At 44.2% G+C, this 15,750-nt stretch carries 15 protein-coding genes and 1 other annotated feature (1 of these 16 running past the window's edge); of the genes, 9 read left to right on the top strand and 6 right to left on the bottom strand.

All coding sequences use genetic code 11. The features are described 5' to 3' along the window. Positions 1-25 precede the first annotated feature (25 nt). Together Q1A40_RS11320 and Q1A40_RS11315 are read right to left on the bottom strand one after the other, a co-directional pair. Positions 26-1,381 carry a Gfo/Idh/MocA family oxidoreductase gene (locus Q1A40_RS11320; RefSeq protein ID WP_300000159.1) on the bottom strand — a complete coding sequence of 452 codons (1,356 nt, stop codon included), beginning with the start codon at positions 1,379-1,381 and terminating at the stop codon, positions 26-28. A 44-nt stretch (positions 1,382-1,425) separates the two neighbouring features. Then, on the bottom strand, positions 1,426-2,784 hold the full coding sequence (locus tag Q1A40_RS11315) for an MFS transporter (protein WP_300000158.1): 1,359 nt from the start codon (positions 2,782-2,784) through the stop codon (positions 1,426-1,428). Between the two features lie 734 nt (positions 2,785-3,518). On the opposite strand from Q1A40_RS11315, the gene Q1A40_RS11310 reads away from it, so the two are divergent. After that, entirely contained in the window at positions 3,519-3,785 is a 267-nt protein-coding gene (locus Q1A40_RS11310) for a hypothetical protein (RefSeq protein ID WP_300000157.1), read from the top strand. Between the two features lie 341 nt (positions 3,786-4,126). Continuing rightward, positions 4,127-4,414 carry a hypothetical protein gene (locus Q1A40_RS11305; RefSeq protein ID WP_300000156.1) on the top strand — a complete coding sequence of 96 codons (288 nt, stop codon included), beginning with the start codon at positions 4,127-4,129 and terminating at the stop codon, positions 4,412-4,414. A gap of 364 nt (positions 4,415-4,778) precedes the next feature. On the opposite strand, the gene ettA is transcribed toward Q1A40_RS11305, so the two are convergent. Then, on the bottom strand, positions 4,779-6,446 hold the full coding sequence (gene ettA / locus Q1A40_RS11300) for an energy-dependent translational throttle protein EttA (RefSeq protein ID WP_300000155.1): 1,668 nt from the start codon (positions 6,444-6,446) through the stop codon (positions 4,779-4,781). 217 nt (positions 6,447-6,663) lie between these two features. Here ettA and sltY point away from each other — a divergent pair, with 217 nt between their 5' ends. The 3 genes from sltY to Q1A40_RS11285 all read left to right on the top strand — a co-directional run bounded on the left by sltY (position 6,664) and on the right by Q1A40_RS11285 (position 10,532). Beyond that, complete coding sequence (gene sltY / locus Q1A40_RS11295) at positions 6,664-8,622, top strand: murein transglycosylase (RefSeq protein WP_300000199.1); 1,959 nt, start codon at positions 6,664-6,666, stop codon at positions 8,620-8,622. Positions 8,623-8,677: 55 nt separating this feature from the next. Further along, the gene (gene trpR / locus Q1A40_RS11290; RefSeq protein WP_300000154.1) at positions 8,678-9,013 is read left to right on the top strand and encodes a trp operon repressor; all 336 of its coding nucleotides are present in this window, start codon (positions 8,678-8,680) and stop codon (positions 9,011-9,013) included. A 634-nt stretch (positions 9,014-9,647) separates the two neighbouring features. Continuing rightward, positions 9,648-10,532 carry a LysR family transcriptional regulator gene (locus Q1A40_RS11285; protein ID WP_300000153.1) on the top strand — a complete coding sequence of 295 codons (885 nt, stop codon included), beginning with the start codon at positions 9,648-9,650 and terminating at the stop codon, positions 10,530-10,532. A 169-nt stretch (positions 10,533-10,701) separates the two neighbouring features. Here Q1A40_RS11285 and yjjX read toward each other — a convergent pair whose 3' ends face one another. After that, complete coding sequence (yjjX, locus tag Q1A40_RS11280) at positions 10,702-11,238, bottom strand: inosine/xanthosine triphosphatase (protein WP_300000152.1); 537 nt, start codon at positions 11,236-11,238, stop codon at positions 10,702-10,704. A 51-nt stretch (positions 11,239-11,289) separates the two neighbouring features. Between yjjX and gpmB the strand changes: the two genes are divergently transcribed. Further along, positions 11,290-11,937, top strand: a complete 648-nt coding sequence (gene gpmB, locus Q1A40_RS11275; RefSeq protein WP_300000151.1) for a 2,3-diphosphoglycerate-dependent phosphoglycerate mutase GpmB — start codon at positions 11,290-11,292, stop codon at positions 11,935-11,937. On the opposite strand, the gene robA is transcribed toward gpmB, so the two are convergent. Beyond that, positions 11,934-12,803 carry an MDR efflux pump AcrAB transcriptional activator RobA gene (gene robA, locus Q1A40_RS11270; protein WP_300000150.1) on the bottom strand — a complete coding sequence of 290 codons (870 nt, stop codon included), beginning with the start codon at positions 12,801-12,803 and terminating at the stop codon, positions 11,934-11,936. The genes gpmB and robA overlap by 4 nt on opposite strands. Before the next feature lie 205 nt (positions 12,804-13,008). Between robA and creA the strand changes: the two genes are divergently transcribed. After that, a complete protein-coding gene (gene creA, locus Q1A40_RS11265; protein ID WP_300000149.1) occupies positions 13,009-13,482 on the top strand; it encodes a protein CreA in 474 nt (157 codons plus the stop codon). A gap of 66 nt (positions 13,483-13,548) precedes the next feature. Here creA and arcA read toward each other — a convergent pair whose 3' ends face one another. Continuing rightward, positions 13,549-14,265 carry a two-component system response regulator ArcA gene (gene arcA / locus Q1A40_RS11260; RefSeq protein WP_300000148.1) on the bottom strand — a complete coding sequence of 239 codons (717 nt, stop codon included), beginning with the start codon at positions 14,263-14,265 and terminating at the stop codon, positions 13,549-13,551. A gap of 480 nt (positions 14,266-14,745) precedes the next feature. On the opposite strand from arcA, the gene Q1A40_RS11255 reads away from it, so the two are divergent. Both Q1A40_RS11255 and thrL read left to right on the top strand, forming a co-directional pair. Further along, positions 14,746-15,432, top strand: coding sequence for a tRNA/rRNA methyltransferase (locus tag Q1A40_RS11255; protein WP_300000147.1), 687 nt, complete (start codon positions 14,746-14,748; stop codon positions 15,430-15,432). A 205-nt stretch (positions 15,433-15,637) separates the two neighbouring features. Further along, positions 15,638-15,706, top strand: a complete 69-nt coding sequence (gene thrL / locus Q1A40_RS11250; protein ID WP_259051547.1) for a thr operon leader peptide — start codon at positions 15,638-15,640, stop codon at positions 15,704-15,706. Continuing rightward, positions 15,643-15,750: a sequence feature (Thr leader region), on the top strand; it runs 12 nt beyond the window's last position. (Overlaps the previous gene by 64 nt.)

Below are 15,750 nucleotides of genomic sequence, written 5' to 3'. Positions count from 1 at the left end.
TTCAGAGCGAATGAGGGATAAGGGGTTAGATGCCGGCCAGGCTAACCATTTGCTTACGTAATTCAACGATATCAAGATTATTATCAAAGTGTACGTCTGAGAAGCGTACGGGCTTATCTTTGGCGACATCTTTAACCAGTCGTACATGATGTGCGAGGCCCATCGGCAGCAGATCCTGGGCGACACTGATGCTGGCGGGGAGCGCATCAGCCCAGACGGTGAATCCGCCTTCACCATCAAGCATCTCGCCCGCTTTAAGATCGCGCTTGGCGATAGCCACCGCATCACCGCGGAAACTTAGTGGTGAGCCGGTCGCTTCACCGCGCAATACTGCTGAGAGAATACTGATACTGGTTTCCAGCCCGATAAGATGGAAAGGTCTCCACATAGAGGCATACCAGCCAGTTGGATCGGTCAGTAATCCATACTGTTTAAAACAGGCGCGACTGTACTCATCACGTGCTTTAAAGGTCACGAAGACGCCGTAACGAATATTATTGAGCACTTCGCGGCCATCAGGCTCTTGGCTGGCGGCAATATCGACCAGACCACTTCGGCTTAGACGTCCGCCATCGGCCTGTGGTGAGAAAACGCGTGCCAGATCATGCACGCCGGCTGGTGGGAAGGCCAGACCATTATCAGGGCAGTCCAGCCCAGTAGCATTCGCTACGGCAGCCATTTCAATCGCTGCTTTGGTCCCATCAGTGAAGGAGTTATACATTTTCGGGTTGAAGTCGCCTGCTTTGACCTCTTCATCGCTCCAGCCAAAAAAGCCCCAGACGGTATCCGGTGTTGAATAGCGATAGCGTGGTTCAAAATTCATCCCCTTACCGGCAGCAGTAATTTCAAAGCCACAGGCGCGGGCCCAGTCGACAAGCTCACAAATGATTGCGGGCTGATCGCCGTAGGCCATACTGTAAATCACACCATTTTGCCGTGCTCGCTCAGCAATTAACGGGCCACACAATACATCTGCTTCAACGTTTACCATCACGACATGTTTACCGTGCTCAACGGCACTGAGGGCATGGCGGGTACCCGCCAGTGGATGACCTGTTGCTTCAACAATACAGTCTATCTGATCTGCCTTGAACAGTAGCTCTGGATCTTCTACCACACAGGTAGTGCCATTGCGTAAAGCGGCTTCAATATTTTGTGCCTGATACTGATGCTCCGGCCAACCGACACGTGCAAGTGCGGCACGCGCTTTGCTGCTATCAAGGTCAGCAACGGCAACGACCTGAACACCATCAAGATGACGCAATTGTGCCAGAACCATCGATCCAAACTTTCCTGCGCCGATAATACCAACCCGAACAGGTTGGGCAGATCCTGATTTTACGGCACAGGCACGTTCAGCTAACAATGCTGCTAAGTTCATGTACAACTCCTAACTATATGTAATGTGTGATTAATGTGTCGAATTTAACGCCAGCCAGCCACTTGGCTACGGCTTCTGCTCAGCAGATAAATCATCAGAGGTGAAACCAGTACCAGAATCGATAACAGGTAAAGACCGTTCTGCGATTTACCGGTAAGAGAGATGGTGATCCCCACAAGGAAGGGACCAAAAAATCCGCCAATGTTGCCAATTGAATTAATCAGTGCAAGGCCACCTGCTGCACCCTGATTGGTCAGGAAGGAGGCTGGTAAGGTATAAAACACGGGAACACATGACAGCATTCCGGCTGTTGAGATAGTTAATCCCAGCATCGAGATCATCGGTGAATCGCTGATAGCGGCTATTACGAATCCAGCGGAGAAGACGATTGAAGGCAGAATAAAGTGCCAGGTTCGCTCATTCGTTTTGTCAGAGTGTTTGGACCACCAGCACATGACGAAGGCACCGAAAATATAGGGGATCGTACCCAGCAACCCGACTACGGTATCTGAATACTCAAAGCGTTTGATGAACTGTGGCATCCAGAAACCGAGGCCGGTTAATCCAATCACCGTAAAGCAATAGGCCATACCCAAAATCCAGACGCGGCGGTCTTTAAACATCTCTTTAAGGCCAGAGTGTCCGAGAGACTTGGTATTTTTTTGCTCTTTTTCCATCAGATCCTGATAAGCCTGACGTTCTTCTGGCGTAAGCCAGGAGGCTTTAGCTGGTTTATCAGTTAGATGGCGATAGACAACTATGGCTAAGAGAACCGGTGGACAGCCTTCGATTAAGAATAACCATTGCCAGCTTTGCAGTCCGCCGACATCACGGAAGTTATCGAGAATAAAACCGGATAATGGGTTGGCGATTATTGCGGCCAGAGGTACGCCCAGGTAGTAGACAGAAAAGACTTTAGCCAGCTCTTTCTTAGGGAACCAGGTGGTAAGATAGAACACAATTCCGGGCGCGAGTCCCGCTTCTGCTACTCCTAACAGAAAACGTAATATACTTAAACTGACAACACCCTGTGCAAAGGCCATGGCCATCGAAATCAGACCCCAAGTGACCATTATTCGGGCTAGCCAGAAACGAGCACCATAGCGCTCCAGCAAGACGTTGCTGGGGATTTCAAACAGGATATAGCCAAAAGAAAAGATCCCAACAGCAAAACCAAACTGCTGCGGCGTCAGGCCCAAATAGGTATTCATGGTTAATGCAGCCATGCCAATATTGGATCTGTCGATAAATGCCAGCAGATACATCATCAGGATCAGTGGCATTAATCTCATTTGCGCTTTTTTTATTGCTCCACTGGCCAGCGATGAAATTTCTGGCTCAGGATGTTTCGGCGTGACACTGGTGCCAGCCAGTGAGTTATCGTATTCTTCAACGTGTTTCATGATCTATCCCAGTAGTGTTACAACATCCTGAAATATCACGGAAAATACATAGATACCGCGACGTTCGCTTTAAAAGTAAAACGTTTTACTTTTGTTTGAGTTTCATTAAACAACGACGATTAGTCAAGAGGGGGGAAGAGTAATGTTAATGAAATGTGACTTAGTTAACGTGTGAGAGATGCTGATGGTTAAATTAGGGGGAGTAGGTAGAGGTCCCTACTGTTTCTCATGGGATTATGCCGTTCTGAAACAGATATTGGGGGGCGTAATAGATATCTGTAAAAAAATATCAAATGTTTAGCTTGATATTTTTTCAGTTATTGTAATTGAAAAATAAATCGAGGATACAGTGGTTTGTTATATTTACACATATTAAAAAGATAAATTCAGTGAAGAGAAAAAGAAGCATTTCATTAAATATTATGAGGAACTAAAAGAAACATCGGATGATGAACCAGATGCTACCGGATAAAGCATGATCTCTTATATCCCGAATTAACGATTGCTTTCAGATGATTAAATCTGCGCCTTGAGGTTTATTGGCTATAATGCAATAAAGCCTTAATAATAAGTCAGCAATTGATTAATCATCATAGATTAGCACTCTTAGTTATCGTATTACTGTTTTGTTATAGATTATTGTTATCATATAAATTAGTCTTTTATGGCAGGAACAGAACTGAGTTTTTATTAAAAATATATTATCTCTTTTTTATGTTGTGAGGATATACGATATGAAAATAATCAGTAATGCTTGTATCTCGCTATTTAACAGTAGTTATTCTGCATTTAAACTTGCACGCGCCGCTCAGAATGATTTGAACCTTGCCAATAAAATACTTTCTGTAAAAAGCAAGGGAGCACATGAGCGATTAGGTAAATTAAAAAAGGACAGTGCTGAGTATGATATCATGAAGTTAAAATCACAAAAATATGACAATTTATTAAATAGAGTTAAAAACATACAGGAAACTGGCAAGGATATATGCTCTTTGAGTTAATCTGAACTCGATACATGTTAATTATAAATTTTTAGTATTGGCTATTCTGACTAAAAGCAGTAAATGTTTCATCTGCTTTTAGTCATTTAATTCACTTTGATTCGTTCTGGCTTCAGTATTACCAATGCTGAAGGAGTTCAAATACCGTTAATGATTACGATTTACCTCCACTTCTTTCTGTTATATACCCTAAATAATTCAAGTTGCTTGTAGGCGCAGAGTCAATCCTGGCGATGAGCATAGATAAACTATGTGATTCGGCAGGATTGACGAAGGTAACGCCCAGGCAACTTGAAGTATGACGGGTATAAACACAGCGTACGTTATAAGGATGAAGTATTATGGATTCAGTGAGTTTTTTTCGCGCATCGGTATTCAATAGTAGCGACGCTGCATTCCAACTTGCTCTTAAAAATCATGAGCATATTAATTTCGCGAAAAGAATCATTTCGGCAAAGAATAAAAGCGCAAATGATAAATTAGATAAACTAAAAGTTAAGGATATGAGTTGCCACTACACTCAAATGCAAGCTAACAAATACGGTGGTTATTTATTGCTGATTAATCGTATTGAAATAAAAAACTCAGACAGAGTTGTTTCGGAATGTGACAATAATGGTGTTTTTTGAGAGGCGATAAACGTTTGGTTGCAATACTCTTAAATGAATTTTTCACAGAGACAGGCAACGATGCACTTAGGCTTGTTCTTGATAGTGATGAGTATATTAATTTCACCTGAGGAGAAATCTCTGCAAAGAATAAAAATGTACGTGTGAAATTAGCCTGTTCAAAATCTAAAGGTTAAGTATATTGAAAAGAAAAATTCGGGTGCTGATGTTTTGAAGAATACCAATGATAATGTTCGGGGGTTTTATAATGATGAAAGAATTTTATTGGGATAATAATTATTATTGTATTTAAATGCTGCGTATTTTTTATGACTAAAAGCAGAGGGTGTTTTTCTGCTTTTAGTCATTAGATTTATATTAACGCTTATTTTGCAATACGTTTGTATTTGATACGCTTCGGTTCCAGAGCATCGGCACCCAAAGTACGTTTCTTATATTCTTCGTATTCGGTAAAGTTACCTTCAAAGAATTCAACTTTCCCTTCATCCTGGTAGTCGAGGATATGGGTGGCGATACGGTCAAGGAACCAACGGTCATGCGAGATAACCATGGCGCAGCCAGGGAACTCAAGCAAGGCGTTTTCCAGCGCACGCAAAGTTTCGATATCCAGGTCGTTGGTAGGTTCATCGAGCAGTAACATATTACCGCCAACTTGCAGCAGTTTCGCCAGATGCAGACGACCACGCTCACCACCGGATAATTCACCTACACGTTTACCCTGATCAACACCTTTGAAGTTAAAGCGTCCGACATAGGCACGGCTTGGCATTTCAGTGTTACCGACGCGCATGATATCCAGCCCACCGGAAACTTCTTCCCAGACGGTTTTGCTGTTATCCATCGCATCACGGAACTGATCGACTGAAGCCAGTTTTACGGTTTCACCCAGCTCGATCGTGCCGCTATCTGCTTGTTCCTGACCTGACATCATACGGAACAGGGTAGATTTACCGGCGCCGTTCGGGCCGATGATACCGACAATTGCCCCTTTCGGTACGGCGAATGACAGAGAGTCAATCAGCAGACGATCGCCATAAGATTTGCGCAGGTTGTTAACTTCAACCACTTTATCCCCAAGGCGTGGACCCGGTGGAATAAACAGTTCGTTAGTTTCGTTACGTTTCTGGTAGTCGCTATTGTTGAGTTCTTCAAAACGAGCAAGACGCGCTTTACCTTTAGACTGGCGACCTTTGGCCCCCTGACGTACCCACTCCAGCTCTTTCTCAATAGACTTACGACGAGCCGCTTCCTGAGAAGCTTCCTGTGCCAGGCGCTGATCTTTTTGCTCAAGCCAGGAAGAATAGTTGCCTTCCCACGGAATACCTTCCCCGCGGTCAAGTTCGAGGATCCAACCAGCGACATTATCAAGGAAGTAACGGTCGTGGGTAATTGCTACCACAGTTCCTTCGAAGTCATGCAGGAAGCGTTCCAGCCATGCCACGGATTCAGCATCCAGGTGGTTGGTTGGTTCGTCCAGCAGCAGCATATCGGGTTTTTCCAGCAGCAGGCGACACAGTGCAACACGGCGACGCTCACCCCCTGATAAGGTGGCAATGCTGGCATCCCAGTCTGGTAAACGCAGTGCATCAGCAGCACGTTCCAGTTGAACATTCAGATTGTGGCCGTCATGGGCCTGGATTATCTCTTCGAGTTTGCCTTGCTCAGCAGCCAGCTTATCAAAGTCAGCATCAGGTGCAGCATATAGCGCATAGACTTCATCCAAACGCTTTAGCGCGTTAACCACTTCAGAGACCGCTTCTTCGACTGACTCACGAACGGTATGATCATGATTCAGCTGAGGTTCCTGTGGAAGATAGCCAATTTTAATACCCGGCTGTGGACGAGCTTCACCTTCAATATCGGTATCAATCCCCGCCATAATGCGTAAGAGCGTAGATTTACCCGAACCGTTCAAGCCCAGTACGCCGATTTTGGCTCCCGGGAAAAAACTGAGTGAGATATTTTTTAAAATATGGCGTTTCGGCGGGACAACTTTGCCGACACGATGCATGGTATAAACGAATTGAGCCACAGTGCGACTTTGCCTCTTAATAAAGAAGTAAGATGATAAATAATCATCGGGGAGTGTAGCTGTTTTCACGCATTAATCCCAGCCTTCCCCGTTTGCATGGAGGTCACTTTCACGAAACATGGCAAATCACAGGGTAAAGTGTCTTGATTAACAAGCTTTACCTGGCGTTTACAGGCAATACGAGTGATTTAGGGTATATTATTTATGCGCGAACATGATGTTGTCAGAAAAAAGGAGATCTGTCTTGAAAGCGAGAAAAATAGCATGGCAGTGTTTGGCTACGGGCATCGGCTTTATTATGCTAAGTGGCGTTGTGCGTGCTGATTCTTTAGCGGAGCAACGCATTCGCTACGCAGAAATTAAACAGGCCTGGGACAACAAACAGTTGAATGTCGTTGAACAGCTACTGCCGACATTACGTGACTATCCCCTGTATCCTTATCTGGAATATCGCCAGTTATCCGGTAATTTAATGAATGAGACGGCGATTGCGGTTTCGCAGTTTATTCAAACGCATCCCACCTTACCGCCAGCCCGTAATCTGGTCCCGCGCTTTGTGAATGAACTGGCCCGCCGCCAGGACTGGTCAGGGCTCCTGGCGTTCAGCCCACAACCACCGACCACGGTCAATGCAAAATGTAATTACTACAATGCCAAGTGGAATACGGGGGATACTGTTGCCGCCTGGGAAGGGGCAAAAACACTCTGGCTCACCGGCCGAAATCTGCCCGCAAGTTGTGACCAACTCTTCTCTGCCTGGCGTGCTTCAGGCCAGCAGCCACTTGACGTTTATCTGGAACGTATTCGGCTGGCAATGAAAGCTGACAACAGTACGCTGGTTACCACACTGGCACAGCAGCTACCTGCTACCGATCTTTCACTGACGACAGCCATCATTGATCTGCAAAAGAAGCCCACTACGGTGCTGGATTTTGCACGCAATACCACGCCTACCGATTTTACGCGTCAGGCTGTAATAACCGCTTTCAGCCAGCTCGTGCGGCTTGATGTCGATAATGCACGTCTGATGGTTCCGGCACTACAGGCGGCTCAGAAATTCACTGAAGAACAAGCGCAGGAACTGAATGATATTATTGCCTGGCGACTGATGGGAAATGACGTCACACCCGAGCAGGCAGAATGGCGAGATAAAGTCATCATGCGATCGACGTCGACTACGTTGATTGAACGTCGGGTTCGCATGGCATTGGGTTCAGGGGATCGTAATGGTCTTAATACCTGGATTGCGCGCCTGCCAATGGAAGCCAAAGAGAAAGATGAGTGGCGTTACTGGCAGGCCGATTTGTTACTGGAACGCGGGCGCGCTGAGGATGCTAAAGGCATCTTAACATCGCTGATGAAGCAACGCGGTTTTTACCCAATGGTTGCAGCCCAGCGGCTGGGCGAGAAGTACAGTCTGCGGATTGATAATGCTGGTCAAGCGGCACCCGCATTAGTGCAAGGCCCTGAGATGGCCAGAGTACGCGAGTTAATGTTCTGGGGCCTGGACAATACAGCCCGGAGCGAATGGGCAAATTTAATAACCAGCCGTCCTCCACAGGAACAAGCCGGACTGGCACGATATGCCTTCGATCAAGACTGGTGGGATCTCAGCGTACAGGCGACGATCGCCGGTAAGTTATGGGATCATCTCGAAGAGCGTTTTCCGCTGGCTTATAAAGATCTTTTCGCTGGTTATCTAAAAGACAAAACAGTTTCGCAAAGTTTTGCGATGGCGATAGCGAGGCAGGAAAGTGCATGGAATCCTAAAATTCGTTCTCCTGTTGGTGCCAGTGGGCTGATGCAGGTGATGCCAGCAACAGCGAAAGAAACCGTAAAAAGGTTCAATATTGTCGGCTATAATAACCCGGCACAGTTACTGGATCCGCTGACGAATATCAATATCGGTACCTCTTATTTGCAGCATGTTTTTGAGCGATTTGAAAACAACCGTATTTTTGCCGCCGCTGCCTATAATGCCGGCCCCAGCCGAGTCAATTCCTGGTTGCGTAACAGCGGCGGAAAAATTGATGCTATCGCCTTCGTTGAAAGTATTCCGTTTTCTGAGACGCGCGGCTATGTAAAAAACGTCCTCGCCTATGATGCATTCTATCGCTACTTCCTCGGACAGCCTTATCAGATAATGACCGAGAATGAGTGGCAACGACGTTATTGATTGTGAAAAGATTATGTTATGCTACCGTACTAGTTAAATAGTATGGTGGCCTAATATGACTCAGCTCTCTCAATATTCAGCGGAACAGGCCGAACAAAGTAACCAAGAGTGGCTTCGTTTCGTTGAACTGATGCAACAAAGTTTCGATAATCAGCTTCATCTGCCATTTTTGACTTTGTTCCTGACGCCAGATGAACGCACTGCTCTGGGAACGCGTATCCGTATTATTGAAGAATTACTACGGGGCAACCTGAGCCAGCGTGAACTGAAAAATGAACTCGGAGCGGGTATCGCAACCATTACCCGTGGTTCAAACAGCCTTAAATCCGCCCCTCCTGAGCTATGTGCCTGGCTTGAGCAGGTTTTACTGAAAAACGATAAAGCGCCTTAAGTTGCATTAACGACGAGAAATCTCATTGCTGAATGGACTCAGCGCCAGTATCAATCCTTGATGGCTGGCTCTGCCGGGAGTAATTCCTGGCTTATACAAGTCCTTTATCTCAATACTTATAGAAAACATTTGGATTTATTTGACATGATTTTTTTCGTATGCTATTTAAGATGAGGTTCTAAATTAATCAAGACATAAATACTTTTTATATCGGCTGAGTTTGGTTGTATCAGTGATACGATTATTGCTGCGGGTTAATACAGACATAATCGCAAGTGAGAATATAAAAAAACCACCGATATAAGTGAGTTTGGTTTCTCGTTAAAAATTATAATTTGTGATTTTCGCTATAGAAACATGCGGGAACTACGGTTAGAGTGTAAGTGAAAGCAGTATTTTTATTTTACTGCCCAGTGTTGTTTTTTTCTTAAAGAACTAATGTGTTTGCCTTTTTTATAAAAAGATGAATAATTTTTCCGGATATTCAACATTTTTAATAATGAATAATATGTTCATTTAATAGGGATGTTATCTGCGGCAGCTAAGTATTATTATCTTGATGTAAAAATGTATGGTGTATCCACGTCAGAAGTGAAAATAACGAATCATTGCGTATTTCAAAAAAGGAATGCTTATGTTTATTTCAAATCTGCTACGTTCATTTATCGTCACCGCAAATAATAAATCAATAAAAGACAGTGCCAGACAGCTTTTTATTACAGAATCCCCCTTGTCCAGGAGGATCAAAATCCTCGAAGATAAGCTCGGCTGTAGTTTGTTTATAAGAGGAAGGGATGGTATCAGTTTAACGAAAGAAGGGGAGGCGATATACAACGCAATACTGCCTTATTATAATGATATGCTTTCCTTGGAAAATACTTATTTAACTCAATGCAATAGTAATAAAAAACTCGGTAAGAAAAACATATTTAATATTGCTGTTGAATTTGGCACTGTTGATTTCATTTCTGAATGCTCTTTTTTTAATCTTGATGCTATTGATACTCTGACGTGTAATTATTTCCATGGTGATATTACTGCTAAATTATTAACGACACATACTGATATTATCTTGTCGAATAATTATCTGTTATTTGATGACAGTCTGGTGACATGCTTCACTTATACAGGTATGGATATCCATATCGTGAAAGCAAAACATGATAAAAATAACAATGTAAATAAAATAATCATATCTGGTTTATTATCAAATTATTTAAGTAACATAAAATCAGACTGGTGCGAGGAGATATTAAAAAAGCATAACCTTGATGAAAATACAGAAGTTATTACTGTTCATGATATCATGAATTATCGTTCCAGTATCGAGAGCGGTGAGACAATAGGGGTTATTTGCAACGCAGTAAAAGACCCCATTGAAAATAATCGCAATAACATTAAGGTTATTCCTTTTGAGCTAAATGATTGCGATATGAAAATAAATATTAATATGTATTTTCTCAATGAGAAAAAAACAATCATTGAGAAAAATTTCATAGAGTTATTTGTTGCCGCTTGATGTATTACTGGCGCTCAAACAGGCGTTCATTGCCTGTCTGGATATCAATACCTTTGAGTCTGTTAACGGTAATATGCCCGTCATACTTCAAGTTGCCCGGGTGTTACCTGCGTCCAGCCCGCCGAATCACAGAGTTTATCTGTGATCATCGACGGGCTGAACTGGGAGCCTACAAGCAACTCGAATTATTTTGAGTGTAAATCTCATTGTGGAATGGGCTGAGCGCCAGCATTACCGCCTGATAATAAACACTGCTGCGTGTGAGATGGCCTGCGGTAAATATCCCGATAGCACCTTCTTTACGACCAATTTTGTCGATACCACTGTACTGAGACATCACCATCCCGAGAGTATTCTCTGAATTGACATTTTGCAGAATGACTTCAGGGAGAGGTAGTGTGGCTGAGCGTGCCTCGCCGTGTTGGTGAGCATTTTCGATAATCACCCAGCTAAAGGTACTGCCTTCATCGATTCCGGCTTCAATAGCAACCCAGAAATCAGCGTCAGGTTTTAATTTACGTGCATTATTAACACGATTTTGTGCACCCGTTTTTGTTTGCGGGCTGCCAAAAGGCTGTTCCGGGACATCACTGTCGACCACAACAGACTCTACGTGGCAAGAATCATCACCATAAATATGAGTGAAAGCCAGCAAAACTGACTGAATTTTGGCAGGATTGGTTGTCGCACAGGCTACATAGTACATAATAGATAGGAACCTTACATATTTTACACAGTAGTATAACGGATAAAACGCATGGCACAGGTATACCTTGTTCGTCACGGTGAAACGCTCTGGAATGCAGAGCGTCGTCTTCAAGGCCAGTCAAACAGTGCATTGACAGAGCATGGAGAGCACCAGGCTCAGCTCGTCGCCAGACGAGCTAAAGAGCTTAATATTACCCATATTATCTCCAGTGACTTAGGAAGAACTCAGCAAACGGCTGAAATTATTGCAGCAGCTTGTGGTCTGCCTGTTGCTCTTGATCCTCGTTTACGTGAGCTGGATATGGGGGTGCTCGAACGCCGCCTGTTGGACTCGTTGACTCCAGAAGAAGAGAGCTGGCGGCGTAGTCTGGTTGATGGCTCTGCTGACGGACGAATTCCGGAAGGCGAGAGTATGCTGGAGCTGGGTAATCGTATGCGCGGTGCGCTGGATGCTTGCCTTGAGCTCCCGGTCGGAAGCCGTCCGTTACTGGTTGGTCATGGAATGGCGCTGGGCTGTCTTATCAGCACTATTCTTGGGCTGCCGGCATGGGCTGAACGGCGTCTACGTCTGCGTAACTGTTCTATTTCCCGCTTAGATTACCAGGAAAGTTCATGGCTGGCGCCCGGTTGGGTCGTTGAAACCGCAGGCGACACTGCACATCTGGATGCCCCTGCTCTGGATGAACTTCAGCGCTAACGGCGTATAGGGATCAGGTACTGGCAGCGGATCTCCGTTGGTGGTATCTCGTCCCTCTCATCTTTATCCGGAAGGAAGCATTCGATATCCTGACCTTGGCGGCGAGTCAGGTTAAGCATGGGCATACAGGTCCCATAGAGTGTCAGGATAAAATCTTGAAGCCCGCTGAAGTGGCCTTGATATTCAAACTGAACATAGTCCCCACCTTCCAGGATAACGGAATATGCGTCAGGCAGCTCTGTTGTGACACTCTCGGTTTTCAGTGCCGTGGTATAAAAAATTTCCTGTTCATCATCTTTTTCACTGCTTGGTCGTGTTTCATGCAGACCATAGAGAGCTCTGGGTATTTTGGTCGAATGACTCAGAAACTTAGTCCAGAACTGAAGGCGCATCTCATGGCGGGAGTTAGAGATTTCTTCAAGAGTACAGTTGTAACTACGAGTCGTACCGGTTAAATGGAGTTCAGGTAAAGTGATAAACTGAGCCTGTGGAGCTGTGAATTCACCGAGACGTAGCGGTGGACAGATACCAAAAGCACTCCAGTCAGCAGAACGGCGATAGAAAGCAGGAGTCTGAGCAAACTGGCGTTTAAAAGCTCGCGTGAATGTCTGCTGTGAGTCAAAGCGATACTGTAGGGCAATGTCAAGAATAGGACGTGCCGTTAGACGTAAAGCAACGGCTGATTTGGAAAGACGGCGACCACGAATATAAGCACCAATCGCCTGGCCTGTTACCTCTTTAAACATCCTCTGCAGATGCCATTTAGAGTATCCGGCTCTGGTTGCCACATTATCAATCGAGAGTGGTTGATCCAGATGGCTTTCCAGCCAGGAGAGCAGATCACGAATGATCCCTGTTTGATCCATAAAAACCTCTTATCCTTACCTGACAGTGACCCGACTAAAGGGAGCTGGATGATAGCATTTTTTCTGCTTTTTTCGGGGCAACTTTTGTTTAACAAGATGTGCTTATTATTTTAGGTCAATAAAAATCTGATAAGGACTATTGTTAATTAAAGATTTTTTTACTATATCTAACGCATATCGCACAATAATAAACTATGGTAAGACTATGAATTTTAAAGTGTTAGCTATTTTTGGTGGTTTGATGATGTGCAGTTCATTCGCTTTTGCCGAACAGGTTGGCTCAGTGGACACGGCATTTAAGTTATTAGGCCCCGATCATAAAATTGTCATTGATGCCTTTGATGATCCTGATATCAAAAATGTGACTTGCTATATCAGTCGGGCTAAAACGGGTGGGATCAAAGGTGGACTCGGTCTGGCTGAAGATACCTCAGATGCTGCTATTTCTTGCCAGCAGGTAGGGCATATTGATCTAACAGATAAAATTAAGAAGGGTAAATCGGATGGCGACGTGGTATTTCGGCAGCGTACTTCGTTTATCTTTAAAAAACTACAAGTGGTGCGGTTTTACGACGCTAAACGTAACACGCTTATTTACCTGAGTTATTCCGATAAAATCATTGATGGTTCGCCGAAGAATGCGCTGAGCGCAGTGCCAATCATGCCGTGGAATAATTAACTGTAAGAAGTGAATGATAAATAAAAAGGGAAAAAACGTTGTTTTTTCCCTTTCTCATCCGGAAAGCTAATCCTGCAAATCACCGCAGAAGCGATAACCTTCACCGTGAATAGTAGCAATAATTTCTGGTGTATCTGGTGTTGATTCGAAATGTTTACGAATACGACGGATAGTCACGTCAACAGTACGATCGTGTGGCTTAAGTTCGCGCCCTGTCATTTTTTTCAGTAACTCAGCACGTGACTGAATTTTACCTGGGTTCTCACAAAAATGCAGCATGGCGCGGAATTCACTACGCGGCAGTTTGTAGTTATCGCCCTGTGGGCTTACAAGAGAACGGCTATTAATATCCAGTTCCCAGCCATTAAATCTGTAGCTTTCTACGCTACGGCGCTCTTCACTGATAACCGGCAGATTCATAGTGCGCGATAACAGATTACGTGCACGAATTGTCAGTTCACGCGGGTTGAATGGCTTAGTAATGTAGTCATCAGCACCAATTTCCAGACCCAGAATTTTATCAACTTCGTTATCACGCCCGGTGAGAAACATTAATGCAACATTAGCCTGTTCGCGGAGCTCGCGAGCAAGCAATAAACCGTTTTTGCCAGGAAGGTTGATATCCATAATGACCAAGTTGATGTCATTATCTGCTAAAATCTGATGCATCTCGGCGCCGTCTGTCGCCTCAGAAACATCATATCCTTCCGCTTCAAAAATATTCTTTAAGGTATTACGTGTTACTAATTCGTCTTCGACGATAAGGATGTGCGGAGTCTGCATGTTTGCTACCTAAAATATCTGACTAAATCGAAACAGGAAGTACTATAGTCTCTATCTGGCAACTGTGTTGAATTAATGCGCCAGAATTAACATGACTAAAGTAGATAATTGTTTTTTGATGCATTGCTCATCAATATTGGCGATGTAGCTGGCCTCCATTCCTGTCTACCCAGTAGGTTATATGCTTATGCTAACCATTTTAACAGCGACATAACAAGAAATCCGGCTTCAGGTTCTTTATAATGCTACGTATCGTTGACATATATCAAATTCAATTGTAACACGCCAGTCCTTTTATGAAGAGATTGTTATGTGATACTGATAACGATTACAACTAATTAACAATACTAATGGTAGAAAAGAAAAGTGTATCAGGCAAACCTTGCATTCAGACTTGGATATTTTTGTGTTAGATCCTGTTACCCTGCAACGATTGGTTTTGTTGATTAGCCTGTGTCACAGGCAGTAAAGAGAGTTTACATGCAGTTGTCTATTATTCTGGTTTCACCGGCCAGAGCAGAAAATATAGGGGCGGCTGCCCGCGCCATGAAAACCATGGGTTTTACTGACTTGAGAATTGTTGCAAGCCAGGCCTATTTAGAACCTCCCGCTCGTTGGGTGGCTCATGGTGCCGGGGATATTCTCGATAATATTCGTCATTTTGACACCCTTGAAGAAGCATTAGAGGGAATTAATTTTACCGTTGCGACGACGGCGCGTAGCCGGGCCAAATTTCATTATTATGCGACCCCGGAGCAGCTGTTACCCCTGCTGAAAGAAAAGCAGCAATGGGTGGGGCACAGTGCGCTGATTTTTGGCAGAGAGGACTCCGGGTTAACGAATGATGAGCTAGCCTTGGCAGATGTACTGACCGGTATACCCATGAAAGCGGACTACCCGTCGTTAAATTTGGGTCAGGCGGTCATGGTTTACTGTTATCAGTTATCTGACTTGATGATACCAACGGCCCCCGTACTTCCCGCAGCCGATGGTTCACAGTTAAACGCCCTGCGTCAGCGTGTGTCATCATTACTCACCCAACTCAATGTCACAGATGACCAAAAAATGATCGACTGGCTACAGCAGCGTCTGGGTTTATTTGAACAGCGAGATACGGCAATGTTGCATCGTTTGCTGCATGATATCGAAAAAAAAATTGCAGAATAAAACGCCATTTTTATCATCTTTATGATATAAGAAGTAGAAGCACCCAAATGGTTTTCAGAGCGTTATCTGCTCTTTTGTCGTTTCGTCAGTAGAAGCTGCGAAAATTAAATATTCGCAAAAATCTAAAAAAAATTGACTTAATGGCAGGATTACTTTAACCAGTAAGGGTAATAGACATAAAAATTTTTAAGAGCGTACTGTAACTATGAACCGTCAAGGCCTGATCACAACGATTATTACCATCACTATTACCACAGGTAACGGTGCGGGCTGACGCGTACAAGAATAAATAAAAAAAGCCCGCACCCAAAGGATGCG

The organism is uncultured Cedecea sp. (genome assembly GCF_947498825.1).
GTDB lineage: Bacteria > Pseudomonadota > Gammaproteobacteria > Enterobacterales > Enterobacteriaceae > JGM124.
Note: the sequence above shows the minus strand (reverse complement) of the source record. Positions and strands in the feature narration are given on the sequence as shown.

What these genes read in the sequence shown, in the direction of transcription:
- Q1A40_RS11285 (WP_300000153.1), top strand. Translation starts at nt 9,648, where the DNA reads ATGTTTATTTCAAATCTGCTACGTTCATTTATCGTCACCGCAAATAAT.
- robA (WP_300000150.1), bottom strand. Translation starts at nt 12,803, where the DNA reads ATGGATCAAACAGGGATCATTCGTGATCTGCTCTCCTGGCTGGAAAGC.
- creA (WP_300000149.1), top strand. Translation starts at nt 13,009, where the DNA reads ATGAATTTTAAAGTGTTAGCTATTTTTGGTGGTTTGATGATGTGCAGT.
- gpmB (WP_300000151.1), top strand. Translation starts at nt 11,290, where the DNA reads ATGGCACAGGTATACCTTGTTCGTCACGGTGAAACGCTCTGGAATGCA.
- yjjX (WP_300000152.1), bottom strand. Translation starts at nt 11,238, where the DNA reads ATGTACTATGTAGCCTGTGCGACAACCAATCCTGCCAAAATTCAGTCA.
- Q1A40_RS11305 (WP_300000156.1), top strand. Translation starts at nt 4,127, where the DNA reads ATGGATTCAGTGAGTTTTTTTCGCGCATCGGTATTCAATAGTAGCGAC.
- sltY (WP_300000199.1), top strand. Translation starts at nt 6,664, where the DNA reads ATGTTGTCAGAAAAAAGGAGATCTGTCTTGAAAGCGAGAAAAATAGCA.
- trpR (WP_300000154.1), top strand. Translation starts at nt 8,678, where the DNA reads ATGACTCAGCTCTCTCAATATTCAGCGGAACAGGCCGAACAAAGTAAC.
- Q1A40_RS11315 (WP_300000158.1), bottom strand. Translation starts at nt 2,784, where the DNA reads ATGAAACACGTTGAAGAATACGATAACTCACTGGCTGGCACCAGTGTC.
- Q1A40_RS11310 (WP_300000157.1), top strand. Translation starts at nt 3,519, where the DNA reads ATGAAAATAATCAGTAATGCTTGTATCTCGCTATTTAACAGTAGTTAT.
- Q1A40_RS11320 (WP_300000159.1), bottom strand. Translation starts at nt 1,381, where the DNA reads ATGAACTTAGCAGCATTGTTAGCTGAACGTGCCTGTGCCGTAAAATCA.
- arcA (WP_300000148.1), bottom strand. Translation starts at nt 14,265, where the DNA reads ATGCAGACTCCGCACATCCTTATCGTCGAAGACGAATTAGTAACACGT.
- Q1A40_RS11255 (WP_300000147.1), top strand. Translation starts at nt 14,746, where the DNA reads ATGCAGTTGTCTATTATTCTGGTTTCACCGGCCAGAGCAGAAAATATA.